This window comes from Cohnella sp. GCM10027633 (genome assembly GCF_042675445.1).
Taxonomy (GTDB): domain Bacteria; phylum Bacillota; class Bacilli; order Paenibacillales; family Paenibacillaceae; genus Cohnella.
This window is the reverse complement of record NZ_JBHTGV010000003.1, coordinates 316054-340018: the sequence shown is the minus strand read 5'-3', so window position 1 is coordinate 340018 and position 23965 is coordinate 316054. Positions and strand designations below refer to the sequence as shown.

20 protein-coding genes and 3 tRNA genes are annotated in these 23965 nt (G+C 57.1%); 18 read left to right on the top strand and 5 right to left on the bottom strand.

Annotated elements, in window-relative coordinates; translation table 11 throughout:
* Positions 1–1741: S-layer homology domain-containing protein (locus ACFQZG_RS10765; protein ID WP_378152226.1), on the top strand; the 1741-nt coding region annotated here is incomplete at its 5' end.
* A gap of 242 nt (positions 1742–1983) precedes the next feature.
* Here the strand turns inward: ACFQZG_RS10765 and nagZ are convergent.
* Positions 1984–3315 (bottom strand): beta-N-acetylhexosaminidase, encoded by a 1332-nt coding sequence (gene nagZ, locus ACFQZG_RS10760; protein WP_378152224.1) that lies wholly within the window; start codon positions 3313–3315, stop codon positions 1984–1986.
* A gap of 85 nt (positions 3316–3400) precedes the next feature.
* The gene (locus tag ACFQZG_RS10755; protein ID WP_378152222.1) at positions 3401–5101 is read right to left on the bottom strand and encodes a glutamine--tRNA ligase/YqeY domain fusion protein; all 1701 of its coding nucleotides are present in this window, start codon (positions 5099–5101) and stop codon (positions 3401–3403) included.
* A gap of 189 nt (positions 5102–5290) precedes the next feature.
* On the opposite strand from ACFQZG_RS10755, the gene ACFQZG_RS10750 reads away from it, so the two are divergent.
* From ACFQZG_RS10750 to ACFQZG_RS10705, 10 genes are all read left to right on the top strand, one after another.
* The gene (locus ACFQZG_RS10750) at positions 5291–6067 is read left to right on the top strand and encodes an ABC transporter ATP-binding protein (RefSeq protein ID WP_378152220.1); all 777 of its coding nucleotides are present in this window, start codon (positions 5291–5293) and stop codon (positions 6065–6067) included.
* Positions 6030–7133: an efflux RND transporter periplasmic adaptor subunit gene (locus ACFQZG_RS10745; protein WP_378152218.1), complete on the top strand. Its 1104-nt coding sequence runs from the start codon at positions 6030–6032 to the stop codon at positions 7131–7133. Before ACFQZG_RS10750 ends, ACFQZG_RS10745 begins: the two co-directional genes overlap by 38 nt.
* Positions 7134–7136: 3 nt before the next feature.
* Positions 7137–10043 (top strand): ABC transporter permease, encoded by a 2907-nt coding sequence (locus tag ACFQZG_RS10740; RefSeq protein ID WP_378152217.1) that lies wholly within the window; start codon positions 7137–7139, stop codon positions 10041–10043.
* Positions 10044–10046: 3 nt separating this feature from the next.
* A complete protein-coding gene (locus ACFQZG_RS10735) occupies positions 10047–10937 on the top strand; it encodes an ATP-binding cassette domain-containing protein (protein ID WP_378152216.1) in 891 nt (296 codons plus the stop codon).
* Entirely contained in the window at positions 10934–12586 is a 1653-nt protein-coding gene (locus ACFQZG_RS10730; RefSeq protein WP_378152215.1) for an extracellular solute-binding protein, read from the top strand. The genes ACFQZG_RS10735 and ACFQZG_RS10730 overlap by 4 nt, the downstream gene beginning before the upstream one ends.
* Positions 12587–12744: 158 nt before the next feature.
* Positions 12745–12909 (top strand): hypothetical protein, encoded by a 165-nt coding sequence (locus tag ACFQZG_RS10725; RefSeq protein WP_378152214.1) that lies wholly within the window; start codon positions 12745–12747, stop codon positions 12907–12909.
* Between the two features lie 109 nt (positions 12910–13018).
* Positions 13019–13198, top strand: a complete 180-nt coding sequence (locus ACFQZG_RS10720) for a YycC family protein (RefSeq protein ID WP_378152564.1) — start codon at positions 13019–13021, stop codon at positions 13196–13198.
* A 66-nt stretch (positions 13199–13264) separates the two neighbouring features.
* A tRNA-Met gene (locus tag ACFQZG_RS10715) sits at positions 13265–13341 on the top strand.
* A gap of 21 nt (positions 13342–13362) precedes the next feature.
* A tRNA-Ile gene (locus ACFQZG_RS10710) sits at positions 13363–13439 on the top strand.
* A gap of 206 nt (positions 13440–13645) precedes the next feature.
* A tRNA-Leu gene (locus ACFQZG_RS10705) sits at positions 13646–13734 on the top strand.
* 133 nt (positions 13735–13867) lie between these two features.
* On the opposite strand, the gene ACFQZG_RS10700 is transcribed toward ACFQZG_RS10705, so the two are convergent.
* The 3 genes from ACFQZG_RS10700 to ACFQZG_RS10690 form a co-directional block, all read right to left on the bottom strand.
* Positions 13868–14530, bottom strand: a complete 663-nt coding sequence (locus ACFQZG_RS10700; RefSeq protein ID WP_378152212.1) for a DUF4352 domain-containing protein — start codon at positions 14528–14530, stop codon at positions 13868–13870.
* A 335-nt stretch (positions 14531–14865) separates the two neighbouring features.
* Entirely contained in the window at positions 14866–15627 is a 762-nt protein-coding gene (locus ACFQZG_RS10695; RefSeq protein ID WP_378152210.1) for a sensor histidine kinase, read from the bottom strand.
* Positions 15624–16403: a LytR/AlgR family response regulator transcription factor gene (locus ACFQZG_RS10690; RefSeq protein WP_378152208.1), complete on the bottom strand. Its 780-nt coding sequence runs from the start codon at positions 16401–16403 to the stop codon at positions 15624–15626. Before ACFQZG_RS10690 ends, ACFQZG_RS10695 begins: the two co-directional genes overlap by 4 nt.
* A 338-nt stretch (positions 16404–16741) precedes the next feature.
* Here ACFQZG_RS10690 and ACFQZG_RS10685 point away from each other — a divergent pair, with 338 nt between their 5' ends.
* Genes ACFQZG_RS10685 through ACFQZG_RS10655 form a run of 7 tightly spaced genes read left to right on the top strand, consistent with a single transcriptional unit; the run spans position 16742 to position 23895 of the window.
* The gene (locus ACFQZG_RS10685; protein WP_378152206.1) at positions 16742–17113 is read left to right on the top strand and encodes a hypothetical protein; all 372 of its coding nucleotides are present in this window, start codon (positions 16742–16744) and stop codon (positions 17111–17113) included.
* A complete protein-coding gene (locus ACFQZG_RS10680) occupies positions 17106–17651 on the top strand; it encodes a hypothetical protein (RefSeq protein WP_378152204.1) in 546 nt (181 codons plus the stop codon). Before ACFQZG_RS10685 ends, ACFQZG_RS10680 begins: the two co-directional genes overlap by 8 nt.
* 16 nt (positions 17652–17667) lie before the next feature.
* Complete coding sequence (locus tag ACFQZG_RS10675) at positions 17668–18687, top strand: SAF domain-containing protein (RefSeq protein WP_378152202.1); 1020 nt, start codon at positions 17668–17670, stop codon at positions 18685–18687.
* Complete coding sequence (locus tag ACFQZG_RS10670) at positions 18687–19259, top strand: hypothetical protein (protein WP_378152200.1); 573 nt, start codon at positions 18687–18689, stop codon at positions 19257–19259. The genes ACFQZG_RS10675 and ACFQZG_RS10670 overlap by 1 nt, the downstream gene beginning before the upstream one ends.
* Entirely contained in the window at positions 19256–20053 is a 798-nt protein-coding gene (locus ACFQZG_RS10665) for a CpaE/TadZ family protein (protein ID WP_378152198.1), read from the top strand. Before ACFQZG_RS10670 ends, ACFQZG_RS10665 begins: the two co-directional genes overlap by 4 nt.
* An 18-nt stretch (positions 20054–20071) precedes the next feature.
* Positions 20072–21898 carry a pilus assembly protein CpaF gene (locus ACFQZG_RS10660; protein WP_378152196.1) on the top strand — a complete coding sequence of 609 codons (1827 nt, stop codon included), beginning with the start codon at positions 20072–20074 and terminating at the stop codon, positions 21896–21898.
* Positions 21898–23895: a hypothetical protein gene (locus tag ACFQZG_RS10655; protein WP_378152194.1), complete on the top strand. Its 1998-nt coding sequence runs from the start codon at positions 21898–21900 to the stop codon at positions 23893–23895. The genes ACFQZG_RS10660 and ACFQZG_RS10655 overlap by 1 nt, the downstream gene beginning before the upstream one ends.
* The last annotated feature ends 70 nt before the right edge of the window (positions 23896–23965 follow it).

Here is a 23965-nt window from a genome sequence, read left to right as displayed (position 1 = left end):
CAAGACGGAAGGCGAGAACGTGGCATTGACCGTCTCGGCGACGGATGAGGACGACGATACGCTGGCGTACAGCGTGTCCGGCCTGCCGAACGGCGCGAACTATACGATGAACGCCGGCACGGGCGCGTTCACGTGGACTGCTCCGGCAGTAGGTACGCATACGTTGACGTTCACTGCAAGCGACGGAGAAGATGACGGAACCGATTCGGTGACGATAACCGTCACGGTAACGGCAGCGACGTTGCCTAACCACGCGCCGATCATTAGCAGTCCGGCGAACGGTACGACGGTTAGCAAGACGGAAGGCGAGAACGTGGCATTGACCGTCTCGGCGACGGATGAGGACGACGATACGCTGGCGTACAGCGTGTCCGGCCTGCCGAACGGCGCGAACTATACGATGAACGCCGGCACGGGCGCGTTCTCGTGGACTGCTCCGGCAGTAGGTACGCATACGTTGACGTTCACTGCAAGCGACGGAGAAGATGACGGAACCGATTCGGTGACGATAACCGTCACGGTAACGGCAGCGACGCAGAATCCGGATCAGTCGGGTACGGTTGTCGTCATCCCGCAGGAACAACGCCCAGTCGTCATAACGGGTGGCGGGATTGAAGTGAACATAAAGCCGAATAATCAAGGCCAAGCAAGCCTGGAATTGTCCTCGAATGAAGTGAAGCAAGCAGTCGCGAATGCGACTGGCGAATTGAAAATCAACGTAGTCGGTTCGGATGGAGCAGATAGCGTTAGGTTGGCTCTGCCTGCCAAAGAACTGGCGCAGCACGGTTCCGGCGCATTCGCGCTAACGATCGACACCGGACTGGCAGCGGTCACCGTGCCGGCAACGACGCTTGCGAACGTGATTGGCGACAGCGACGCGAAGCTAGAACTGACCGTGTCTCGCATCGAAGGATCACGGCTTCCAGAGGAAGCCAAGCAGCAAGTCGGCAGACATCCCGTATTCGATCTTACGATTACGCTCGGAGGAGTGAAGGTGAGTCGCTTCGGTAACAACGGGGAATCCGTAGAAGTAAGAATCCCTTATCAACCGACGCCTAACGAGGAAGCGCATGCTATTATCGTGTACTACATCGCTGACGATGGCACGCTTACCGTAGTGAACAACGGTAAATATGATGCGACAACCGGAACGGTGACGTTCCATACGAATCATTTTAGCCAATACGCGGTCGCTTACGTACCGGTCTCGTTCGAAGATCTTGTCGGCTCGCAATGGGCGAAGCAGGCGATTGAGGCGTTGGCAGCCCGCGGCATCGTGAAAGGTTTCGAAGAAGGCGAGTTCCGTCCGCAAGGTAACGTCACACGGGCAGAGTATCTTACGATGCTCATCGGGGTACTCGATTCGGTTCAATCGGCAAGAACGAATACCGACGCTGCGTTCACCGACGTAGCTCCAGGTGCATGGTATGCCGAGGTCGTGAACATCGCATCCGAACTCGGAATCGCTAAAGGTCGCGGTGACGGTACGTTCGGTCCGAACGACCGGATTACGCGAGCCGAAATGGCAATCCTGCTCGCGCGGACGCTTAAGCTGTCCGGCGCCGGAAGTTCCGCTACGTTCGCGGATATCGCATCTTTGTCCTCGGAGGCGAGAGAGGCGATTACTAACGCCGTTGCTGCAGGTCTGCTTGAAGGGTTCTCGAACGGCTACTTCAAGCCGGGGGCGACCGCGACGAGAGCGCAAGCAGCTGTCGTCATCTATCGGGTATTGAATCGGTAATTGAATGGCAAGCGACCGTCGGCGTTTAGCCGAACGGTCGCTTTTTCCTTTTGAATGAAATCCCCTTCGCTCAGAACGGCGCAGGTGCCGCATAACTGAGCAAAGGGGATTTCTACATATAAAGAAGAAAACACGTGTTGTACGAACAACTGAGCGAAGGGGATATCGTCAAAAAGGGCGATTATGCGTATCCCAATGCTACCTGAGCGAAGGGGATATCGCCCCAAAAGGCGGGCGCGACCTTACTTCGCCGCCGCCAGCTTTTTCTTCCATTCCCGGATCCGCTCGTTCGGCAAGTCCGCCGCGCTCGGGATCGGAGTCGGATCGTCCGACAGTTCGTACTTGAGCTTCAGCGTCAATATGCGCCGAACGCTCTCGTCGATGCGGCTCTCCTTGATGCGACCGTCCTTGACGGCCTTCAACAGCTGATCGTACACGGACCGCATCTTGTCGTAGCCGTGGGCGATCATCAAGATGTCGCTGCCGGCTTCGACGGACTTGAGAGACGCGTTCACGATGCCGAAGTGGTTGGCGATGGCGCCCATCGTCATCTCGTCGGTGATGACGACGCCGTCGAAGCCGAGAGTGCCGCGAAGCTGATCGCCGATGATGACCTTAGAGAACGACGCGGGAGCATCGTTATCGATTCGCGGGAACAGGATGTGCGCGACCATGACCATGTCGGCGCCTTCGTCGATCGCCGCCTTGAACGGAACCCATTCCATCTGCCGCAGCTGATCCAATGTCTTGCGTACGACCGGAAGCGTCAGATGGGAGTCGACCGACGTATCCCCATGACCCGGAAAATGCTTCACCGCGGTAATCACGCCGCCGTCCTGCATCCCTCTCATCTCGGCGACGCCCATCTCCGCGACGAGCTCGGCGTCGGCGCCGAACGAGCGAACGCCGATGACCGGGTTGTTCGGATTGCTGTTCACGTCGAGTACGGGAGCGAAGTTCACGTTGAAGCCCATCGTCCGTACCTCGGCCGCCAGCAGTCCGCCCATCTCTTGGGCGAGGTCCGCGTTCCCGGACTTGCCGACCGATGCGTTGTCGGGGATCTTCTCGAAGTCTTCCGGCAATCGGCTGACTTTGCCGCCTTCCTGATCGACGCCGAGCAGCAGAGGCGCATCGTTGTCGGCGTTCGCGGCTTTGAGCGCGTTAATGAGCTTGACCGATGCGGACAAGCCGTCGATGTTTTCTTTGTAGAAGATGACGCCGCCGATATGCCGGTCCTTGATGAGGGACGAGGCGGTCTCGTCCAACGTCGTGCCGTCGATGCCGATCGTGATCATCTGGCCGATCTTCTCTTCGAGCGTCATATCGGCCATGAGCGCCGATACCGGATCCGACTCGGGCGATGAAGATGGCGACGGGGTAGGAGTCTCTTCCGGTGCGGTCGTTCCGGAAGAGGAAGAGGTCGGGGACGGAGTCGCGACCGCCGTCTCCGTACCGATCGGCGGCGGGTCGGCCGGCGCGTTGCCGTTATTCCCGTTGCTGCATCCTCCGGCGAACGCGATTAACGCCGTTAAGGCTCCTAGTAAGATGATATTGCGCGAACGAATATTAGTCATGCCATTCACATCCTTTGATCGAAGTAGCAAAGGACGCTCCGGGGACCCGGATGGGTCGCGTGGAGCGTCCTTGCGATGCGAGCGATTAAATTTCGAAAGAGCTCTTAAGAGAGACGATGCGGTTGAGCACCGGTTGCTCCGGCGTAGAATCCTTCGGATCGACGTTGAAGTAGCCGTGACGGAACAGCTGGAACTTATCGCCGCCGGCCGCGTCCTTCAAGCCGGCTTCGACGAAGCCTTCCTGAACCGTCAGCGAGTTCGGGTTAATATGGTCGAGGAACGACTTGCCGTCTTCCTCGTCGCCGTCCAGAATGAGCGGCTCGTAGAGACGGAACTTGGCCGGTACCGCTTGGCTCGCTTCGACCCAGTGGATCGTGCCTTTGACCTTGCGGCCGGTGAAGCCGGATCCGCTCTTCGTCTCCGGGTCGTACGTGCAGCGAAGCTCGACGACGTTGCCGTTCCCGTCCTTGATCGCTTCCTCGCACTTGATGAAGTACGCGCCCTTCAGCCGCACTTCGTTACCGGGGAACAAGCGGAAGTACTTCGGCGGCGGCGTCTCCATGAAGTCGTCCTGCTCGATGTAGATCTCGCGGGAGAACGGAATTTTGCGGTGGCCCATCTCCGGATTCTCGGCGTTGTTCTCGATGTCGAGCCATTCCGTCTCGCCTTCCGGATAGTTCGTGATGACGACCTTGAGCGGCTGCAGCACGGCCATCGTGCGAAGCGCCTTGAGCTTCAGGTCTTCGCGGATGAAGTGCTCGAGCATGCGCTCGTCGACGACGCCGTAGTTCTTCGATACGCCGGTCTCGCGACAGAAGGAGCGGATCGCTTCCGGCGTATAGCCTTTGCGCCGCATGCCGGAGATCGTCGGCATACGCGGATCGTCCCAGCCGTCGACGATGCGCTCGGAGACGAGCTGGCCGAGCTTGCGCTTGCTGGTGACCGTATTGTTCACGTTCAGGCGCGCGAACTCGTACTGACGGGGTACGTTCGGCATTTCGCACTCGCGTACGACCCAATCGTAGAACGGGCGTTGATCTTCGAACTCGAGCGTGCAGATCGAGTGGGTGATCGCTTCGATCGCGTCTTCGATCGGATGCGCGTACGCGTACATCGGATAGATGCACCACGCGTCGCCGGTGTTATGGTGATGGGCGTGAACGACGCGGTAGATGACCGGGTCGCGCATGTTGATGTTCGGCGACGCCATGTCGATCTTCGCGCGGAGCACTTTCTCGCCGTCGGCGAATTCGCCTTGCTTCATCCGTTCGAACAGATCGAGGTTCTCCTCGGCGGAACGGCCGCGGTGCGGGCTCTCGGTTCCCGGCGTCGTCAGCGTGCCGCGCGTCTCCCGGATTTGCTCCGCGTTCTGATCGTCCACGTAAGCGAGCCCTTTGCGGATGAGCAGCACCGCTCTATCGTACATTTCGCCGAAGTAGTCGGAAGCGAAGAACAGTCCGTCCCATTGGAAGCCGAGCCAAGCGACGTCCTGCTTGATCGATTCGACGTATTCGATGTCTTCCTTGACCGGGTTCGTATCGTCGAACCGCAAGTTCGTCTTCCCTTTGAACTCGTCGGCGAGCTCGAAGTTCAAGGTGATCGACTTGGCGTGACCGATATGCAAATAGCCGTTAGGCTCCGGAGGGAAGCGGGTGACGACTTCTTTGACCTTGCCCGAAGCGAGGTCCTCGATCACGATGTTTTTAATAAAGTTTGATGACGGCGTCTTCGTTTCCAATCCGATCAGACCTTCCTCGCAGCGCGTTTTGGTATATCTTCTAATCATACACAAAACAACCCCTTCTTATAAAGAGCTCCGACCAAAAATGTTCGGCGATGTTGCTTCAATCCATCTGTTAAATGAGACTCTTCTCCTATTTCTCTAAAAAAATGATAAAGGTTTAATTTTTATCGTAACTTTTGTTGTCAAACGCTCGTTATAGTTGATGAAGAGATTGGCAAGGGAGGAAATCGCATGCTGTCATGGCTGCGCCGCGAACCGAAGTCCGATTCGCCGCGCGATCCCGCCCAAGAACCGGCCTCGGGGCAGCCCGACGCGATTCCGGCGGCCGCGCCGGGGAAGCCTTTGCTTACCGTACGGGGAGTCGAACGCTCCTTCGACGTCGGCGGCAACAAGCTTCGGGTTCTGAAAGGGATTAATCTATCGTTATATCCGAACCAGCTTATTATGTTGAGAGGCCGTTCCGGTTCCGGCAAGACGACGCTCATGAATCTTATGGGAGGTCTCGATACGCCGTCCACGGGCGAGATCATGTTCCGGGATCAACCGTTCCACGAATGGGGCGACGACAAGCGAACCGAGGTTCGCCGCAAAGATATCGGATTTATTTTCCAAGCGTACGCGCTTATGCCGTTATTGTCCGCTTACGAGAACGTCGAATTGTCTCTCCGGATGGCGAAAGTGCCGCGAGGAGAGTGGAAGTCGAGGGTGACGTCGTGTCTGGAGCTCGTGGGGCTCGGGAAACGGATGCACCATCGGCCTTTCGAGCTGTCCGGGGGCGAGCAGCAACGGGTAGCCATCGCGAAGGCGATCGCGCATCGGCCCAGCCTGCTGCTGGCCGACGAACCGACCGCGGAGCTGGATAGCCAGATGGCGGCCCAAGTAATGCAAGTATTCAAGGAAATCGTCGCCACGCAGAACGTCACGATCTGCATGACGACGCACGATCCTACCATAATGGAGGTAGCAGACCATGTCTATGAAATGGTGGACGGCGTATTCGTCTCCTAACGATTCTTCGCGACACGCGCGCTCTCGCGGTCGACTTCTATCTTCGATGCTAGCGACGCTGGCGTTATCGGTCGCGATCTCCGGCTGCAGCCTGTTGCCGGACGAACCGGAAGAGGAAGATCTCTCCGCGATCGAACTACCGAGAATCTCCGAAAAACCGACATACGAAGTAACGACGAAAACGCTGGAAAGCAAGGTTCAAGGCTCGGGCAAGATGATGTCGCTGCAAGAGAAGACGTTGTACTTCACGCTCGACGGCAGAAGACTCAAGAAGCTGTACATACAGCCCGGCCAAGTCGTCGAGGAAGGCGCGACGATCGCGGAGCTGGATGTCGACGATCTGAAGAAGACGTTGCGGAGCCAGACGCTCTCGTTCAGGCAGCAGGAGCTGCAGATGAAAGAGACGCTGCGCAAGCAAGACGAGATGGACCCGATCGAATTCGAGCAGGCGAAGCTCAACTTCGAGCAAGCCCGCCAAGCGCTCGTCGACATGCAGGAAGACATCGACAAGGCGGTGCTCGTCGCGCCTTACGGCGGCACGGTCGTCGGGCTCGCCGTCCAGGAAGGCGCCCAGATCAAGGCGTACGACGCGATCTGCGTCATCGCCGATCCGAGCAACCTGATCGTCGCCGCCACGCTGTCGAAGGACGACTTGACGAAGGTCGCGGTCGGCATGGAAGTGCAGGTGGACATTAACAACGCCGGCCAGGTAAAGGGCACGATCAAGCAAATGCCGCAAGCGCCGACGACAGGGAACAACGGGCAAGGCGGCCAGAATCAAGGGCCGGAGCGGCTCGACCAGTACATGCTCGTCGAAGTGAAGGATTTGCCGAAAGAAGTCACGCGCGGCACGCCGTTATCGGTGGCCGTCATTACGAATCGCAAAGAGAACGCGGTCGTCATCCCGACCGCCACGCTTCGGACGATCGGCGCCCGCACTTACGTGCAAGTAGCCGAGGCGGACGGCAGCAAGCGCGAAGTCGACGTCGAGATCGGCCAGCAGACGGCGACGGACGTCGAAATCCTGCAGGGCTTAACGCCGGGGCAGAAAGTCGTAGGCCGATAACCGATGGCGCTCATCCGATTCCTATTCCGCAAGATGTGGAACACGCGCTGGCTCACGCTCAGCACGCTCGCCGGACTGTTCGTCGCCGTCGCCTTCACGACGAGCATTCCGATGTACGCTGACGGAGCGCTCAAGCGCGTCGTATCCCAATCGCTCGCAGACAACAGCGAAGGCTTGCCGGCCGGCGCGATGCTGATCAGCTATCAGTCTACCGACGGCAAGACCGACATGAACGGATTCGACAACGTTAACGCCTATATCGAGAACGACGTCAGGTCCGCGATCGGCTTCCCGGTCGACGCCTCTCAGCGCAGCTTGACGCTTCGCAGCGCCGAGGTGTATCCGGAGGATCCGACGAAGGTCGACGCGAGCCGGACGCGCAAGCTTACGGTCGCGGCATTCAGCGATCTGCAGGCGCACGCCGACCAAGCGCAAGGCAAGTGGTTCGCCAACAAATCGGATCCAGACGGAACGATCCAGGCGATCATGCTGGACGAGGCGATGTTCCGCAACGATCTTCACGTCGGAGACGTGCTCTTCTACCCCGTCTCGGGCGGCCGCGAGCTGCGCGTGCAGATCGTCGGCTCCTTCAAGGCGAAGGACGCGACGGACGGGTATTGGTACCAAGGCTTCGAGGGTTTGATGAACAGCTTGTTCGTCGCGGATAACGTGTTCGTGAACGAGCTGAACAAAGGTATGGGCTTGCCGATCCAGATCGCGAACTGGTATTCCGCGTTCGATCTTCGCGAGATCAAGACGAGTCAGCTGTCCCCGCTGTCTAGTACGCTCAATCGCGTCGACATCGAAGCGTTCAAGCGGCTCACAGACACGCATCTGACAATATCGTTCGCCGAGATGCTCAAGGAATTCCGCCGCGACAGCATTCAGTTGCAGACGTTGCTGTTCACGCTGGCGGCGCCGATGATCGCGATGGTCTTTTACTTCATAACGATGAACGCCCAGCAAGCGCTGGAGAAGCAACGCTCGGACATCGCGGTGCTGCGAAGCCGCGGGGCGAGCACGAGGCAGATTTTCCTCTTATTCCTGTTAGAAGGTTCACTACTAGGCATCGTGGCGCTCGTCGCCGGACCGTTCTTCGGCTGGTTCATGGCGAAGAGCATCGGCTCGGCCAGCGGATTCCTCGTCTTCGTAGACCGGAAGTCGATACCGATCGGCTTCTCGACGGACAGCATCATCGCGGGAGTAGCGGCGGTCATCGTCGCGATCGGCGCGGCGGTCATCCCCGCGATCGTGTTCACCCGCACGTCCATCGTCGACTACAAGCGGCAGATGGCGCGGACGGAGCGCAAGCCGTTCTGGCAGAAGTGGTTCTTCGACGTCGTCTTGCTCGGCGTCGCCGGATATGGCTGGTATCTGTTCAACGAGCGCCAGATGGTGTCGTTCGCCACCGGCGTTACGACGGATCAACTGAACGTGCAGCCGTTCCTGTTCTTCGTGCCGGCGATCAGCATTTTCGCGGCGGGACTCGTGTTCCTGCGGTTGTTCCCGCTCATTCTGAGACTGCTCAACGCGATCTGGAAGAAAGTGCTGCCGGTTCCGCTCTACTTGACGTTGACGCAGCTGTCGCGTTCGTCGAGATCGTACTATCCGCTCATGATCCTGCTCATTCTGACGCTCGGGCTCGGCGTGTATAACGCCTCGGCGGCTCGTACGATCGGATTGAACTCGGAAGAGCGAACGATGTACAAATTCGGTACCGACGTCATCGTGAAGTCGGTGTGGGAAGGCACCGCGGAGTTCGCTCCCGTCGACACGTCCGGCGGCGGTCAAGGCGGCGGCGGTCAAGGCGGCGGCCAAGGAGGAGGCGGCTCCGGCGGTGGTCAAGGCGGAGGAGGCTCTGGTGGCGGCGGCGGTGGCGGAGGCGGCGGTCAAGGCGTCGTGCCGACCCGCATCAACTATAACGAACCGCCGTTCGAGGTGTTCCGCACGCTGCCTGGAGTCGAGCATGCGGCGCGCGTCCTGCAGACGAAGGGCAGCCTGACGATCGCCGGCAAGTCGGCCGGCCAAGCGACGATCATGGGCTTCGACAACGTCGACTTCGCCCGCGTCGCCTGGTTCCGCCAAGACTTATACCCGGTTAGTCCGTTCAAGTACTTGGAATGGATGGGCGATTATCCGGAAGGGGCGTTCATCTCCTCCAACGTCGCGAAGAAGTTCGATCTGAAGCGCGGGGATATCGTTCGCACGGTGTTGCAGGAGCAATCGATCGAGTTCGTCATTCTCGACATTCTCCCGTATTGGCCGAGTCAATATCCCGACCAGTCGCCGTTCCTGATCGCGAACCTCGACTATATCTACGATCAAGTGCCGATGATTCCTTACGACGTCTGGCTGAAGATGGATCCGGACGCCAAGACGGCGCCTATCATTCCGGCGCTGCAAGGCGAAGGAATCGAGCTCGCTTCGATCGACGACATGCGCAGCGAGCTCATCTCGCAGAGCAAGCACCCCGCGAGGGGCGGCGTGTTCGGCATTCTGAGTCTCGGGTTCATGGTGACGATCATCGTCTCCTTGTCGGGATACGTCCTGTTCTGGTTCTTCAACCTGTCGAGGCGGGTCGTCCAGATCGGCATCCTGCGCGCGATGGGCTTGTCGCGCAAGCAGCTGACCGGCATGCTTCTCTTGGAGCAAGTGTTCACGGCCGGCTTATCGATCGGGCTAGGGATCGGCATCGGCAAGGCGACCAGCATGCTGTTCCTGCCGTTCCTGCAGACGACGGACAATTCGGCCAACCAGATTCCGCCGTTCCGCGTCGTGTTCGAAGCCGCGGACACGAACCGGCTGTACGTCGTCGTCGGCGTCATGATGTTCATCGGCGTCGCCTTGCTCGTGACGCACATTCGCCGTCTGAAGGTGCACCAGGCCGTCAAGCTGGGAGAGGAGCGCTAACCGATGATCACTTGCGAAGGGTTAGTCAAAATTTACAAAGCCGACGATCTCGAGGTCGTCGCGCTCCAAGGCCTGAATCTTAGCGTGAAACCAGGCGAGATGATGGCGATTATCGGCAACAGCGGAAGCGGGAAGTCGACCTTGCTGAACATTCTCGGCGGACTGGACCGTCCGTCCGCCGGACAGGTGCAGGTCGGCCCTTGGAACTTGCTTAAGGTGAGCGACGAGGACCTCGTGAAGTATAAACGCGATACGGTCGGCTTCATCTGGCAGAACAACGCGCGCAACTTGCTGCCGTTCTTGTCCGCGCTCGAGAACGTCGAGATGCCGATGATGTTCGCGGGCAAGCTGGACCGCCCCTACGCGAAGCAACTGCTCGAGTGGGTCGGCCTCAAGGACCGGATGCACAACAAGCTGCAGCAGCTGTCCGGCGGCGAGCAGCAGCGCGTGGCGATCGCGATATCTCTCGCGAACCGCCCGCAGTTGCTGCTTGCCGACGAACCGACGGGCTCGGTCGACACGCGCACCTCGGACGTTATCATGGATATTTTTCGCAAGTTCAACAAGGAGCTCGGCCTTACGATCGTCATCGTCACGCACGACCTGTCGCTCGCCGGCAAAGTCGACCGCGTCGTCGCGATCCGCGACGGCTTGACGAGCACGGAATTCATTAAGCGCAATCCGAATCTCGATCTGTCGTTGCCGCTTAACCAAGGGGAGTCGCTCGAGGAAGTTCATGAAGCTTACGTCGTCGTCGACCGCGTTGGACGGATGCAAATTCCGAAGGAATACTTGAAGGCGCTGGCGATCGGAGACAAGGCGACGATGGAATTCGACGGCGACAAGATCGTCATCACCGCACCGAAAACATTAGAGGGGGAAGAAACCGCATGAAGATGAGAAATTCGGTTCCGAAATGGGTCAAAATCAGCATGTCGCTTACGCTGCTCGTTCCGATTCTGGCGGCATGTAATTCGGGCGAGGAGGCGGACGATCCGAACAACCGCCACACGCTCCGCATCGGAACGCTGTACGGCAGCACGCAGGACGATCAATACTTCCGCCAGCAGTATACGGACATGTTCGAATTCGACCACGACAATATCGACATCGAGATCGTGCCGGCCATCGATTATAACGAGATGCAATTCGAAGACCAGTCGAAGCCGCAACAGCAACCCGATCCGATGGAGAAGGTGAAAGCGATCATGACCGGCGACAATCCCGTCGACGTCATGATCTTCGATCTGGGCTTGCTCGGCCAGCTCGTGAACGAGAACATGCTGAAACAGCTCGATCCGCTCCTGAAGGAAGACGAGATCGACACGACCGCGTTCGTGCCGACGGTTATCGACGGCATCAAAGAACAAGGCAACAACTTCATCTACGCTCTGACGCCGACGTTCACGCCTTCCGCGCTCTATTATAATAAGAAGCTGTTCAGCGCCCAAGGCGTAGACGCTCCGACCGACGGGATGAGCTGGGAGGAAGTGTTCAACCTAGCGAGACGGATGAAGAAGGGCGAAGGGAAGGACGCCGTGTTCGGCTTCTCCTTGAACCAATGGGGCGCGGGCGACAGCTTCTACGACATGCAGAGCTTCATTACGCCGCTGCAGCTTCGCATGTTCGACGACAAAGCGGAGACGATGACCGTCAACACGCCGCAATGGGAAGCGGCATGGAAGATGATCACCGATCTGAACAAGGATCACATTACGCCGAAGCAAGAAGACTTGCAGAACATGTACGAACAGCCGGCGACGGACGGACCGATTCGCTATAATCCATATCAAGGGCAATTGTTCCTGAACGGCAAAGTCGCGATGACGGTCGGCGATTACAGCATGATCAGCCAAATTCAGCAGATGAACGCGAACGCGGAGAAGCTGAAGATGGATAAGCTGGAATGGGACGTCGTCACGATGCCGTTCTTCTCCGACAAAGTCGGTATCGGCGGCAATATCTATCTGAACCAACTGGCGGGTATTAACGCCAAGGCCGCTAACCCGGACGACGCATGGGAGTTCATCAAGTTCATGAACGGCGAGAAGTCCGCCAAGTTCAAGTCCCGCAGCACATACGAGATGTCTTCTCTGAAAGAGTTCGTCAAAGTGAAGGAGGGCATGGACCCTTACAACATCGATGCTTTCACGAAGATGAAGCCTGCGCCGATGTCCCAATCGTCGCTCAAGGACCAAGCGCTTTACCGCGAGAAGCCGAACCTGAACATGGTTAACGAGTTGGGCAACCAAGCGTACCAGAAGGTCATTCAAGGCACGAAGACCGTCAAGGAAGCGCTCGAGGAATGGCAGACGCGGGGCAACGACCTGCTGCAGAAGATCAAGACGAACCCGGACGGCCCGATCGAGGGCATTTACGACGACGTCTACGGTGGTGGCGGAGCCATCCCTCTCGAGAAGATGAGATTGATGGAAGCGGCCGGAGAATCCGTGACGGTTACCGAGGAGTCCGCGGTTGCGGAAGAAGCGCCTTCGGTAGACGAACCGGCGGAAGCGTCTACCGCGCCGGAAGTCGCGGAATAAGGATAGGATGTTGCAAGGAGGAACGCACCTCGGTAGAACCGGGGTGCGTTTCTTTGCATACGCGGGTCGCTTACGCTTTTCCGGCGGTGTCGAACGTTTCAAATTCCGATCCTCCGTGCATCCTAGAAGCATACACCCAAATAACGGAGGGATAAGCGTTGAAATGGATATACTGGTCCAGGCTGTACGACAGCAAGTTCCAAGCCGGCTGCCTCGTGCAGCGGATGGAGCATGACGGCTGGGTGTTCGGAATCGACCTTCCTCGCGAAATCGAAGTGTATCGCTCCCGCAAAGGGCGCTACGGCGTTCGTTATTTGCCTTGAACAGGTTCTGGTCTTGGGCGGTGCTCTTCTCCGTCTTGGCAATCGTTCGTCGCTGTGATAAGCTGAGACGGACGTCTGCGATGCAAGGAGAGGATTCACCGTGAGACCGATGCCGATATCCGCGGAGACGGCCCTGAAGCTGTCCGCGTTCATGAAGGTGCCGCTGGAGCATCTCATGCACATGCCGCAGCACTTGCTGCTGCAGAAGCTGGGCGAGATGGCGATGGCCGACGCCGGGGGCATGAACGCCGACAACGCGGAGAAAAAGAAAAACGAAGATAACAGTTGACACGAGGCATGTAAGTAAGGTATATTATTGTTTGTCGCCAATAACTGGCACATGCAGATTCAACGACGCGGGGTGGAGCAGCCCGGTAGCTCGTCGGGCTCATAACCCGAAGGCCGCAGGTTCAAATCCTGCCCCCGCAACCAACTTTCTCGGGACCGACTCGAGGGCCTTTAGCTCAGTTGGTTAGAGCGGTCGGCTCATAACCGATTGGTCGCAGGTTCGAGTCCTGCAAGGCCCACCAACCAACTGTAACGAATTGAACTACATACGATAACATCCGCAAGACCCCAACGCTCCTCGGAGCGTTGGGGTCTTTTTCCATGCGATTCGTCCCGCGGGAGTTGGATAAACTGGATAAGTTGACCTTGCTTATGCAGGAGCATCCGTGGTATTATATTATCTGTTGTCACCGCTCGGTGCTCGTATCCGCAGCGCTCAACATAACGTGCCGGGGTGGCGGAATTGGCAGACGCACAGGACTTAAAATCCTGCGGTGGGTGACCACCGTACGGGTTCGACCCCCGTCCTCGGCACCATTACTTACTTAAATGAATGTTAATCCGTTTAGCCTACGTCCAACCAGACGTTTGCAAGACAGCGATTAAAAACGAACAAGGCGCATCCGGTTGGATACGCCTTGTTTTTTTTCAGTAGAGCGTCCAGTGCGCCTTAGTCTACTTTCAACTTAATCTTCTTACCTGTGAAACCGCCTCGTGCTTCCAAGTATAACCCTTTAGCGTCTGTCGGTACATCGAATACGATAACGCCTTGGATTTGGATGCCTGGATTCACTTTCTCTAAGAACAACGCCTTAACATTATCATTGCCCATGAACGCCATTTGTCCATTCGTAGAAGCCGAGAATTCGCGACCTTGATCGTCAAACAGTTTGTAGCTATTCGAATCAACCGTAATAGCGTCTTTCTGTCCGTTCTTGATGCTCAGGGATATGACCTTGAATACGCCTTGAGCTTTAGTCTCCGTAAATTGGTTATCGCCAACCTTATCGGTTGTCTCTACGTTATCGACGCGGATCGCAACGTTAGAAGCGACACCTTCATTACTCAGCGGAACGTCTTCACTCGAACTGGTCGTCGTGCCGTTGCTTGCCGAATTGTCGTCGTTACCGCCCAAGTTAGCTAGAATTGCTATGACAACGATGATTACGACTAAGCCGACGAAAAATTGCATTCCTTTTCCCATATGCAACTTACCGCCGCAATTCGGGCATTTGCGTGCTGCACGAGCTACGTCATGATTACAATGCTTACATTTGACGAGCTTCTTGTTAACGATCGGTTTCTGTTGCGGTTGTGTTGGTTGCGATTCCATTAAAATGAATACCCCTCTCCTATATCACCTATTATATGCCAATTAAGTCTATCATGAGGCGATAGTCACCCACAATGATTTTCCGCAAAAATGCGTATATTTCGTCGGAATAAGACGAAATAGTACGGAATACCTAAGCTTTGTTCAAATCATAGCGCTTGTATCCGGCTCGGATCGTTCAAAAAACCGTCAGTAGTACGACTTAAAACCCGCGGTGGGTGACCACCGTACGGGTTCGACCTCCGTCCTCGGCACCACCTATATAAACGATAAACCTCCTTGTCGCTCGGAACATTCCCAGGCGGCAAGGAGGTTTTTTTGTCATGCTCGCGCTATTAACGAGCGATTAGCTTCATCGGAGCGGCTGCTTGCTGCTTCGACCACGGGATATCTAAATGAAACGTAATTTGACCTCCTTTGTTCCGATAATAAACGCTGCCGCCGAGCTTGCCGGACAGCTCTTGGACGATCGACAACCCGTAACCCGAATGGCTCTGTTTGGTCGTGAACCCGGTATCTAGCATCCGGCTGGCGGTTCTCTTGGGCAGCTTACCGGGATTAACGACGAGCGTTCGAAGCATGCGGGCATCCATGTCGATCTCGACCCGGACCCAGCGCTCGTCGGGCGGACCGGCGGCCGCGCAATCGATCGCGTTGTCGACCAGGTTGCCGATCATTCGCACGAGATCCACGGGCGAGAGCGTGAACTCCGCCGGCTTCCGCCGTTCGATCTTATAGGTCAGCAGCACGTCGCGCCTATCGGCTTCGTCTTGCTTGGTTAGAAGCAACGCGGCTAAGATCGGGTGGCCCGTATCGTCCTTCTCGAACGCGCACGCGATATCTCGCGTCCAGCGTTCCGTATAGGCGCGAAGCTCGTCGTACTCCTTCATGCATGCGAGCGCATGAATGGTGTTAACGTGGTTCAGCAGGTCGTGCTTGTGCGCGCGCAGTTGATATTGTTCTTGCTTCGATTCTCTAATATGTTCCTCGTAGAAGCGAACGCTTCTTCTCAGACGGTGCTCGGAGCGTTTCATGGCGACTATCCACGCGCTCAAGAGGAGCAGAATACCGATTCCGATATAGGCGGCGCCATTCATACCCATTCCCCCCGTTGCCGCTTCTCCAGCAGTTCCGAGAACGGAGCGACCTGCGCTCGTCCGAGCGGCGCGGTTATGGCGCTGTTACGGAACATAATGGTAAATCTTCGGATTAATCCCGTCTTCGGAGAGTCCGCCTCTCGCGAGAAACCGGACACGTGCCTCATATTAACCAGAACGCCACGGATCGTCTCGAACAGGTAAGGCGCCATCATTTCCTTGAGCTGCTGCAGCGTATACAGACTGCGGATGCGTTCTCCGTTCGTCAAGAAGATCGTGACCGACTTCTTGGAGGGGAGCTTCTCGATCATGAGAATCATGCCTTCCGAGATCGCGAAAGATTGCTTGGAGCGGGAAGCTTCCGTCAGCAGATCGTGCGATTCGGCAAGCGCTTGGACTTGAGCCGCGGATGCGAACTTCTCTTTAATCTTATCGATCGCGAGGCTCCACCGGTCGGTCGTTACCGGCTTGACGACGTAATAGGCGCCGATCTCGTTCACCGCCATCATGACGTTGTACGGGTCCGTCGAGCCGGTTACGAACACGAAGATCAGGTCGGTCTCTCCCAATTCGCGCAGCCGCATCGCGGCATCGATCCCCGACATTTCCTCCAATTCGATATCCAGAATGACCATGTCCGGATGATACTTAAGCACCAACTCAACGAGCTCTAGTCCGGAATGCGTCTCGGCAATGACGTCGATCTCGCTGGTTGAACACAAAGACCTAATTTGTTTGCGTACGTGTTGTACGTCTTCCGCGATGATTGTCTTCATGCTACGCCCCATCTTCTTCCTTCTATACATAAGGATTTCCATACCATATTAGCAGAAGAAAGGCATTTTTCACCACCATTCGCCACAAAATTACACAAATTTATTTTGTCAAGCACTTTTCAAGGTCGAAATCTGACGTTTCGCGGCTCGAAAATGCCACTTTCCTATCGGTTCTGCCATTTCGAAGCGGTTATCTTACATTTCGCGGAAACCATATTTCAATGGTGGATGGGCTTCCATATACTTGTAGAAGATTTCCCGTACGAGATTCTAGAGTCGCAGTACGAACTCGTCGTCCGGGAAGAAGGCATATGACAGGAGACATAAGGGGATCGCCCATGTACAAGACGTCAGTCCTTATCGCCTTGATGATCGCGATGCTTCTCGCGGGCTACTGGTGGGGACAAAAGAAGGACGCCGAGATCGATCCGGTTCTCGAGCGCATCGTCGCCGATTATCGGGGAAGCAGCGGAACGATCGAAGACCCGACGAATTCTCTCGGCCTCGAAGGAGCGGACAGCGTCGGTTATTCCTTAGACGGATCCGACATGACCGTATGGTACGGCAAGCAGCAATTCAATGTGAACCTCTCGGCATCGGACGCCAAGGTAACGGAATATTTGAGAGCGCTAGGGTTGACCGTCCGAACGTCTGCGGGCGGAGAGCCGAGACTGTGGTATATGGGCGAAGAGGCGCAGCGCTATGAGTAAGCTCGCGCCGACTCTGTGGATCGCCGCCGCGTTAGCGGTTGCGGCGTTGCTGCTGATCGGATGGAAGACGCTCGAAGACGCCGATCCTTCTCGCGCGGCGGCCGAAGAAGCGGAATCGCCGACGATCGTCATCAAAGAAGCGATCGTGCGCGGCGACGTATTCCGATTGACCGTGCTCGCGACCGAAGAAGGCGCGAAGGCCGCGATCGAGCTATCCATTACGGAACCGGCGGAGTCGTTCGCTTACTTGCCGGACACTACGATCATCGATCCTGCTTCGATCGGAGCGGGAATCGAACCGGACATTCCGTATACCTACGCTTCGGAACTAGAGAAGACCTCGATCTACCTCGCGACCATGATCTCGGACGGCTGGAGCAACATCGGGACGTATCGCGACGCGGCATACGCGGACCTGTATCTCGCCAAGAACGGCATCGTCTGCAGAGTGATCGCGATGCCCGACTTCATGAAAGTGTTATACCCGGTACGATCCGAATTGCCGGATCCCGAGCGGTTCATTAACGGTACGACTTGAGGCGGAGGTTGCGAGCATGCACGTGGAGTGGAATTGGAAGACGATTGTGATCGCGGCGGCGACGGCGCTGCTGTTCGTCGGAACGAACGTCGGACAATATTACGCGATATGGAAGCCGAAGCAAGAGAAGACGCGAACGGAATACGAGGGGCGGATCGCCTCCCTTCAACAAACGATCGACGCGATCGGACCGATGGTCGACATCTGGACGATACGGGAGGGAGCGGCGTTATTCCCCGGCAAAGAGATCGCGTACGAAGATTTGGAGACTCGCCGAATACCGGAATCGTTGCTCGTGCCGAGCTTGGTGCTGGAGCCGGAAACGGTCGTCGGCAAATTCTACCGGGTGTCGCTGGCGGCAGGAACTCCGCTTAGCCTGGATCTGGTCATGGAGGAACAAGTGGACGACACGACGAGGGAATACGACGTCGTCGCGGACATTCTGCCGATCGGCATGCGCGTCGGCGATTATATCGATTACCGCATCGTCTATCCGTACGGCGAAGATTACATCGTCTTGCCGCACAAGCGCATCGAGGCGATCAACCAGAAGACGATCAAGCTGACGCTGAACGAGAGGGAAATTCATTTCTACCAAGCGGCCCTCATCGATTACTTCTTGAATTCGGACAAGGGCGCGACGCTCTATCTGACCAAGTATCTCGAGCCGGGCATCCAGAAGCCCGCCACGCCGTATTACGCGATTCCGAAAAACATCCAGGCGATCATGCTGGCCGATCCGAACATCCTGGAGCGGTTGAACGAACAGATCAACGATCCGTTGCGCTCGATGATCGATACCGGAATATCGGCGGTGACCGAGGACAAGGGAAGCAAAATATCGTCCGGACGGAACGAGATCGAAGGCGTCATCGAAGGCGGCGCGGACGCGGCGGCCCAGAGAGAGCAAGAGGTGCTCGAAGCGCTGGCGTCGGAAGCGTCCGAAATCCAGCAGTCTTCTCCGCCGGCCGTAGACGGCCAGACGCCCGCGGAAACCGGGCAATCATTGAACATCGAGAAAGGTGTCGTGGAGTAATGCGGATCGGGGTGTACGGCCATACGGACAAGCGACCCGTCATTTACGCCTTGTTGAAGCTGCTGCAAGCGACGGGCGACGTCGCGTTGCTGACGAACAATAGGCACTACAATCGGTTGCTGGAGCCGGGCGAGCGGCAAGGACATTTCGCGAACGTCATGGTCGCCGTGACGGACGCGACGCCCGACGAGGTATTCGAAGAGATCGGGTACGCGCCGGACGATTTCGACCATGTCGTCTTCGATCTGCAGGACACGATTCCGGACGAGCTGCACGCGGCTCTTCACGTGAAGGCGTTCCCCCCGTCCGAAGACGAGCAAGCGCTGCTCGGCATGCTGAACGCGCCGGTTACGGTGAAGATGACTTACGACGGCAAGCGCGAGAAGAACGCGATCCATGTCGCGCCGGCTTCGCTCGTATGGAAGACGACGGAACGGATCGAACATTACCGCATCCTCGAGCCGGTACCGTCCAAGGAGCTCAACGTCGGATTCGCGAAGCTTCTCGCGCCGCACTTGAGCATGAAGCCTAAGCAAGCGCTAGCGATATTGACGAGGAGGTGGAGCAGATGAAGATCGCCGTGATTTCTCCGGACCGCAGGCAAGGAGGGACGACGGTAAGCGCGCTGCTCGCCCTCGGCATCGCGCAGACGCAGAACATGACGACTTGCCTGGCTTATACAGGCAACGACGGGCGTTCGATGAGCGGATTTCTTGGTATTAAGCCGCAAGAGGACAAGACGAGGAACTTGACCCAAGTCATCAAGCTGCTGGAAGCGAACGCCATCGCGGGGGACGAGATCGTCGATTATTGTCTTAAGGTACCAGGCGTGCCGAACTTGCAGCTGATCGAGACCGCATCCGACACGATATCCGGCGAAGACAATACGAAGCTGCTGAAGTTCGCGATCCAGAACCTTAGCCACGAAGTCGTCGTGACCGACGTCGCGACGGAAATCTACGACGAAGCCTCTCTAGCCGTAATCGAGCAATCGGACTTGGTGGTCATGGTGCTCACGCAGTCCAGGGACGTCTGGAATAAGCTCAAGGACTGGGATCGGGCAGGGGTGCTCGGCGGCCTGAACGGCAAAGGGCTCGTCTACGTGTTCAACCAGTATGATCCGTACGTCGAGGCCTTCCGGGATACGACCAAACGTCTCGGGCTTCGCCACAGGCGCTGCGCCAAGCTCAGCTATAACCCTTTTATCCGCAAATCGAGCAATACGGGCAAGCTGCAGACGATGTTGCCGTTCATTCTGAATCGCGATCCGCGGGTGATCGAGCTGAATAACGATCTGAAGGAATGTCTGATGGTCGTCCTATCCAACTTGGGAAGAAGAACGGCATGGCCGCAAGGAATGGCATAACGGCTGGAGGGAATCGCATTGAGCGTGAATACATTGCTCGTCGTCGCGACGTTCCTGGGAATCGCGGCTGTCATATCGGCACTGTACTGGAAGGCCAAGCGCGAGAAGCCGGACGCGGAGCAATCGGACAAGCTTACGCTCGACCGGCTGCTGGAGATCGTCAAGTATAGCCTGGCCGATCTCGTGAAGGACGAGAACTTGGCCGGCATGTCCGACGAGGAGTTCGAGTCGATGTACAAGCGGAAAGCCCGCATTCAGGACGCGATGCAGAACTGCGTGTACGGCATCGATTCCGCGAAGCTGATCGTGCAGGATCTCATTCGAAGCATTATCGCCGATCAGCTGAAGACGGAGGAAGAGATCTTGCAGGTGTTCGACTTCCGAGGCTATGTCGAGCCGCGGATCAAATTCGAGATCTTGATGTACTTCTACAAGAAGACGCACGGCAAGGACGCTCTCGCGGAACTCGTTCGCGAATATCGGCTCGATCGGGAACGGTACGAGATCGAAGACAAGTCGCAAGCCTCTTACCTCGTATCCGAGGAAGACATCGATACGATCTACGCGGATAAGGCGTTCGAGCTCGGCTACCATGTCATGCTCGACATTCTCGCGATCATGATCTATCAGCGGTACAAAGGGTTCGGCATTATCGATACGCTGCGCGAAATGAACATCAACGGGTTCAACTGCGGAACGTCGGGCTCCATCTTGAGCGCGCTGCTCAATAAAGAGAAGAAGATCCTGACGGCGCCGAAATCGGTATGGCTGTATCTGAACGGCAGGTACATCCATCTGCGGTTCCTCTCCTTCCATACGGAAGAGGAGCTGCGCCGGGTCGTGCAATTGCTGTGCCGCTATAACAATCCCGGTCCGTTGACGGAAAAGCGCGGTTATCTGGTCAACACGATGTACGACAAATCCCGCGTGCTCGCGCTCCGGCCTCCGGCCGCGGAATATTGGGCGGTGTTCGTCCGGAAGTTCACGCTAAGCGACTCCTCGTTGCCGGCGCTGATCGCCAAGCCGTACGTCAAGAACGCGCATCTCGCGATCGAACTCATCAAGTATCTCATGATGGGACAAGTGACCTGCGGCTTCACCGGACGGCAGGGCGCCGGCAAGACGGTCATGATGACGGCGGCCGTCAAGTACATCGATCCCCGATACACGATCCGGGTTCTCGAGATGGCTCCGGAGATGTATCTGCGCGAGCTGTACCCCGAGCGGAATATCTTGTCCGTGCAGGAAACCGAGTTCATATCGGCGACGCAGCTTCAAGACGCCTTGAAGAAATCCGACGCCGCCGTTTCGATCGTTGGCGAAGTCGCGACGGACGCGATCGCCGCCCGAATGATCCAGATGGGGCAGGTGGCGTCGATCTTCACGATCTTCTCCCACCATGCCAACTTGGCGGATCAGCTCGTGTACGCGATACGGAACTCGCTCGTTAACGCCGGCGGATTCACGGGCAATATGACGACGGCGGAGCAGCAGGTTATCGACGTCATCCGGGTCGATATTCATCTGAACTATACGACGGACGGCCGCCGGTACGTCGAGCGCATATCCGAGATCGTGAAGCTGGACGAGAACGTGCCTTATCCGGATTACGATTCCGGCAACCCCCTGCATTCGATGAATCGGATTACGCAGGAGTACTATTCCCGGATTACGGACCGCAAGACGTTCGCGACGCGCGACGTGCTGAAGTACGACCTCGACACCGACACTTACGAGACGCAGGACTGGTTCACCACGGAGTTGACGCAGAAGATGCTGGGCGTAATGCCGCCGGACAAAGTCAAGGAATTCAAGTCGTTCATACTCGACAACTGGAGGCTCTGATGGTCTTTCTCCTGATCGCGATCGTCTTGACGGCCATATTCGGCATTTCCTGGGTTGTCGTCTCCGACCGCAAAAAGGCGAGGGCGAGAATGTCGGGCATCCGCGTCAAGCGCAAAGGCCTCATCCCGTTGACGACGTATCTCAAGTGGTTTAAACGGCTCGACGACTCGTTCTTGACGAGAGGAAGCTTCAAGAAAGTCAAGACGCGCATCGCCGACCTCTCTGTCTACTCCGCGCAGGAAATCCAAGTGAATTCCGTTCGGGTGTACGCGATCTCGGTCTCTTGCTCGGTCGCTTTGCTGGTCGTCGGAGCGCTCATCTTCAAGGACGTGTTCTCGACGCTGCTCGTGCTGCTGTACGCGCTCGTCATGAACAACGTCATCGTCGGCAAGCAGGTCGACAGCGTGCACTTCCGGTTGCTCAAGCAATTGTCGACGGCGCTGTCTTCCCTGCGCCAGAACTACTTGCGGTTGAACTCGATATCTCAAGCGGTCGCGGAGACCGAGGCGGGCAGCTCGCTTCACCGGGCGTTCGAGGACATCTCGGCGATCTTGTCGGACGTCGACGGGAAGAAGAAGCTCGACGAATTCTACGCCAAGACGCCGTTCAAATTGCTATGCACGCTGGCCGGAGTCTGCTACATCCTGAACAATGCGGGAGATTCCAAGCTGCGCGACGGTTCCTCGAGCTTCTTACAGGCTATGGGGATGCTAGCGGACGAGGTCAACTTGGAAATCCGGCGCATCTCGATGCAGAAAGCCAGATTCGGCATGCTCGAATATTTGCCGATCGCGCCGCTGCTCGCGATCGGGGTGATCGAGAGCTTCTTCACTTCGATCATTCCGGGAACGTCGGTGCTCTACCACGGAACGCTCGGCTACGTGTCGCGGGTCGTCATCCTGCTGGCGTCGATACTCGGGTATACGGTCATCGTACGGGTCAACAGCGCGGTATCGGTCAAGAAGGACGATCGGAACCCGATCGTCATGAGGGCGCTGAAGATGCCGTGGTTCGCGAAGATCGTCGACGATCTGATTCCTAAGAAATCTTACAAGCGAGCCCGCAAATTGCGAACGATCAAAGGCGCGCTAAGCATGACGAACTTACGGCACATGTACGGCAGTAAAATCCTGTACGCCTCGATGGCCTTCCTGTTCGCGATCGTCAGCTTCTTCTTCGCGGTACAGCTCGGGAAGCAGTTCGTCTACGACAACGTGCGCGAAGTATCGCTCGTGGGCGGCGAGAAGCTGACGGCGAAGGACATCCGGATTCGGCAAGAGATGGACCGTTATTACCTGTCGCTGCCTTCGCTGCCCTCGGACAACGATACGAAAGCTTTGATCACGCAACGACTGCCCGATCTGCCGCCCTTCGACCAGGACGCCCAGTTCAAACGGCTGAAGGAGAAGTACACGAGTTATCACGGCGCTTACTTCAAATGGTGGATGCTGGCGATCTCGTTCGGCATCGCGTCCGCGTTCTTCTACTTGCCGGAGCTGATGCTGCGAGCGCGAGCGATGTTGCTCAAGACCGAGAGCGAGGAAGACGTGCTTCAGCTGCAGACGCTGATCTCGATACTCATGAATACGTCGTGCGATACGCTCGAGACGCTCTATTGGCTGATGAAGCAGAGCCGGGTGCACAAGAACGCTCTCATCGACGCGTTCCACGAGTACCCTTCGAATCCGGATCTCGCGCTGCATCGGCTCAAGGCCAAAGCCGTCTTGCCGGGCTTCCGCAGAATGGTGGACAAGCTGTTGCTTACGATTCACCAGATTCGGCTCGACGAGGCGTTCAGCGATCTCGTCACCGAGCGCGACCACGTGCTGCGCATCCGCGAAATCTCGCAGACGACGACGCTCGGCAAGAAGCGGGCGATGGTCAGTCCGCTGGCGATGGCACCGCTCGTTCTGACGGCGATCCTGTATATTCTCGTGCCGCTCGGCATCCTCGGTTTCAGAGAGTTCAAGACGGCGCTGGAACATATGAACATGTAGGGAATCGGATTACATTCCTCGAGGGAGGTGACGCGAGCGGCGAAGCGCTGCCGGAATTGCGCGTCGGGAG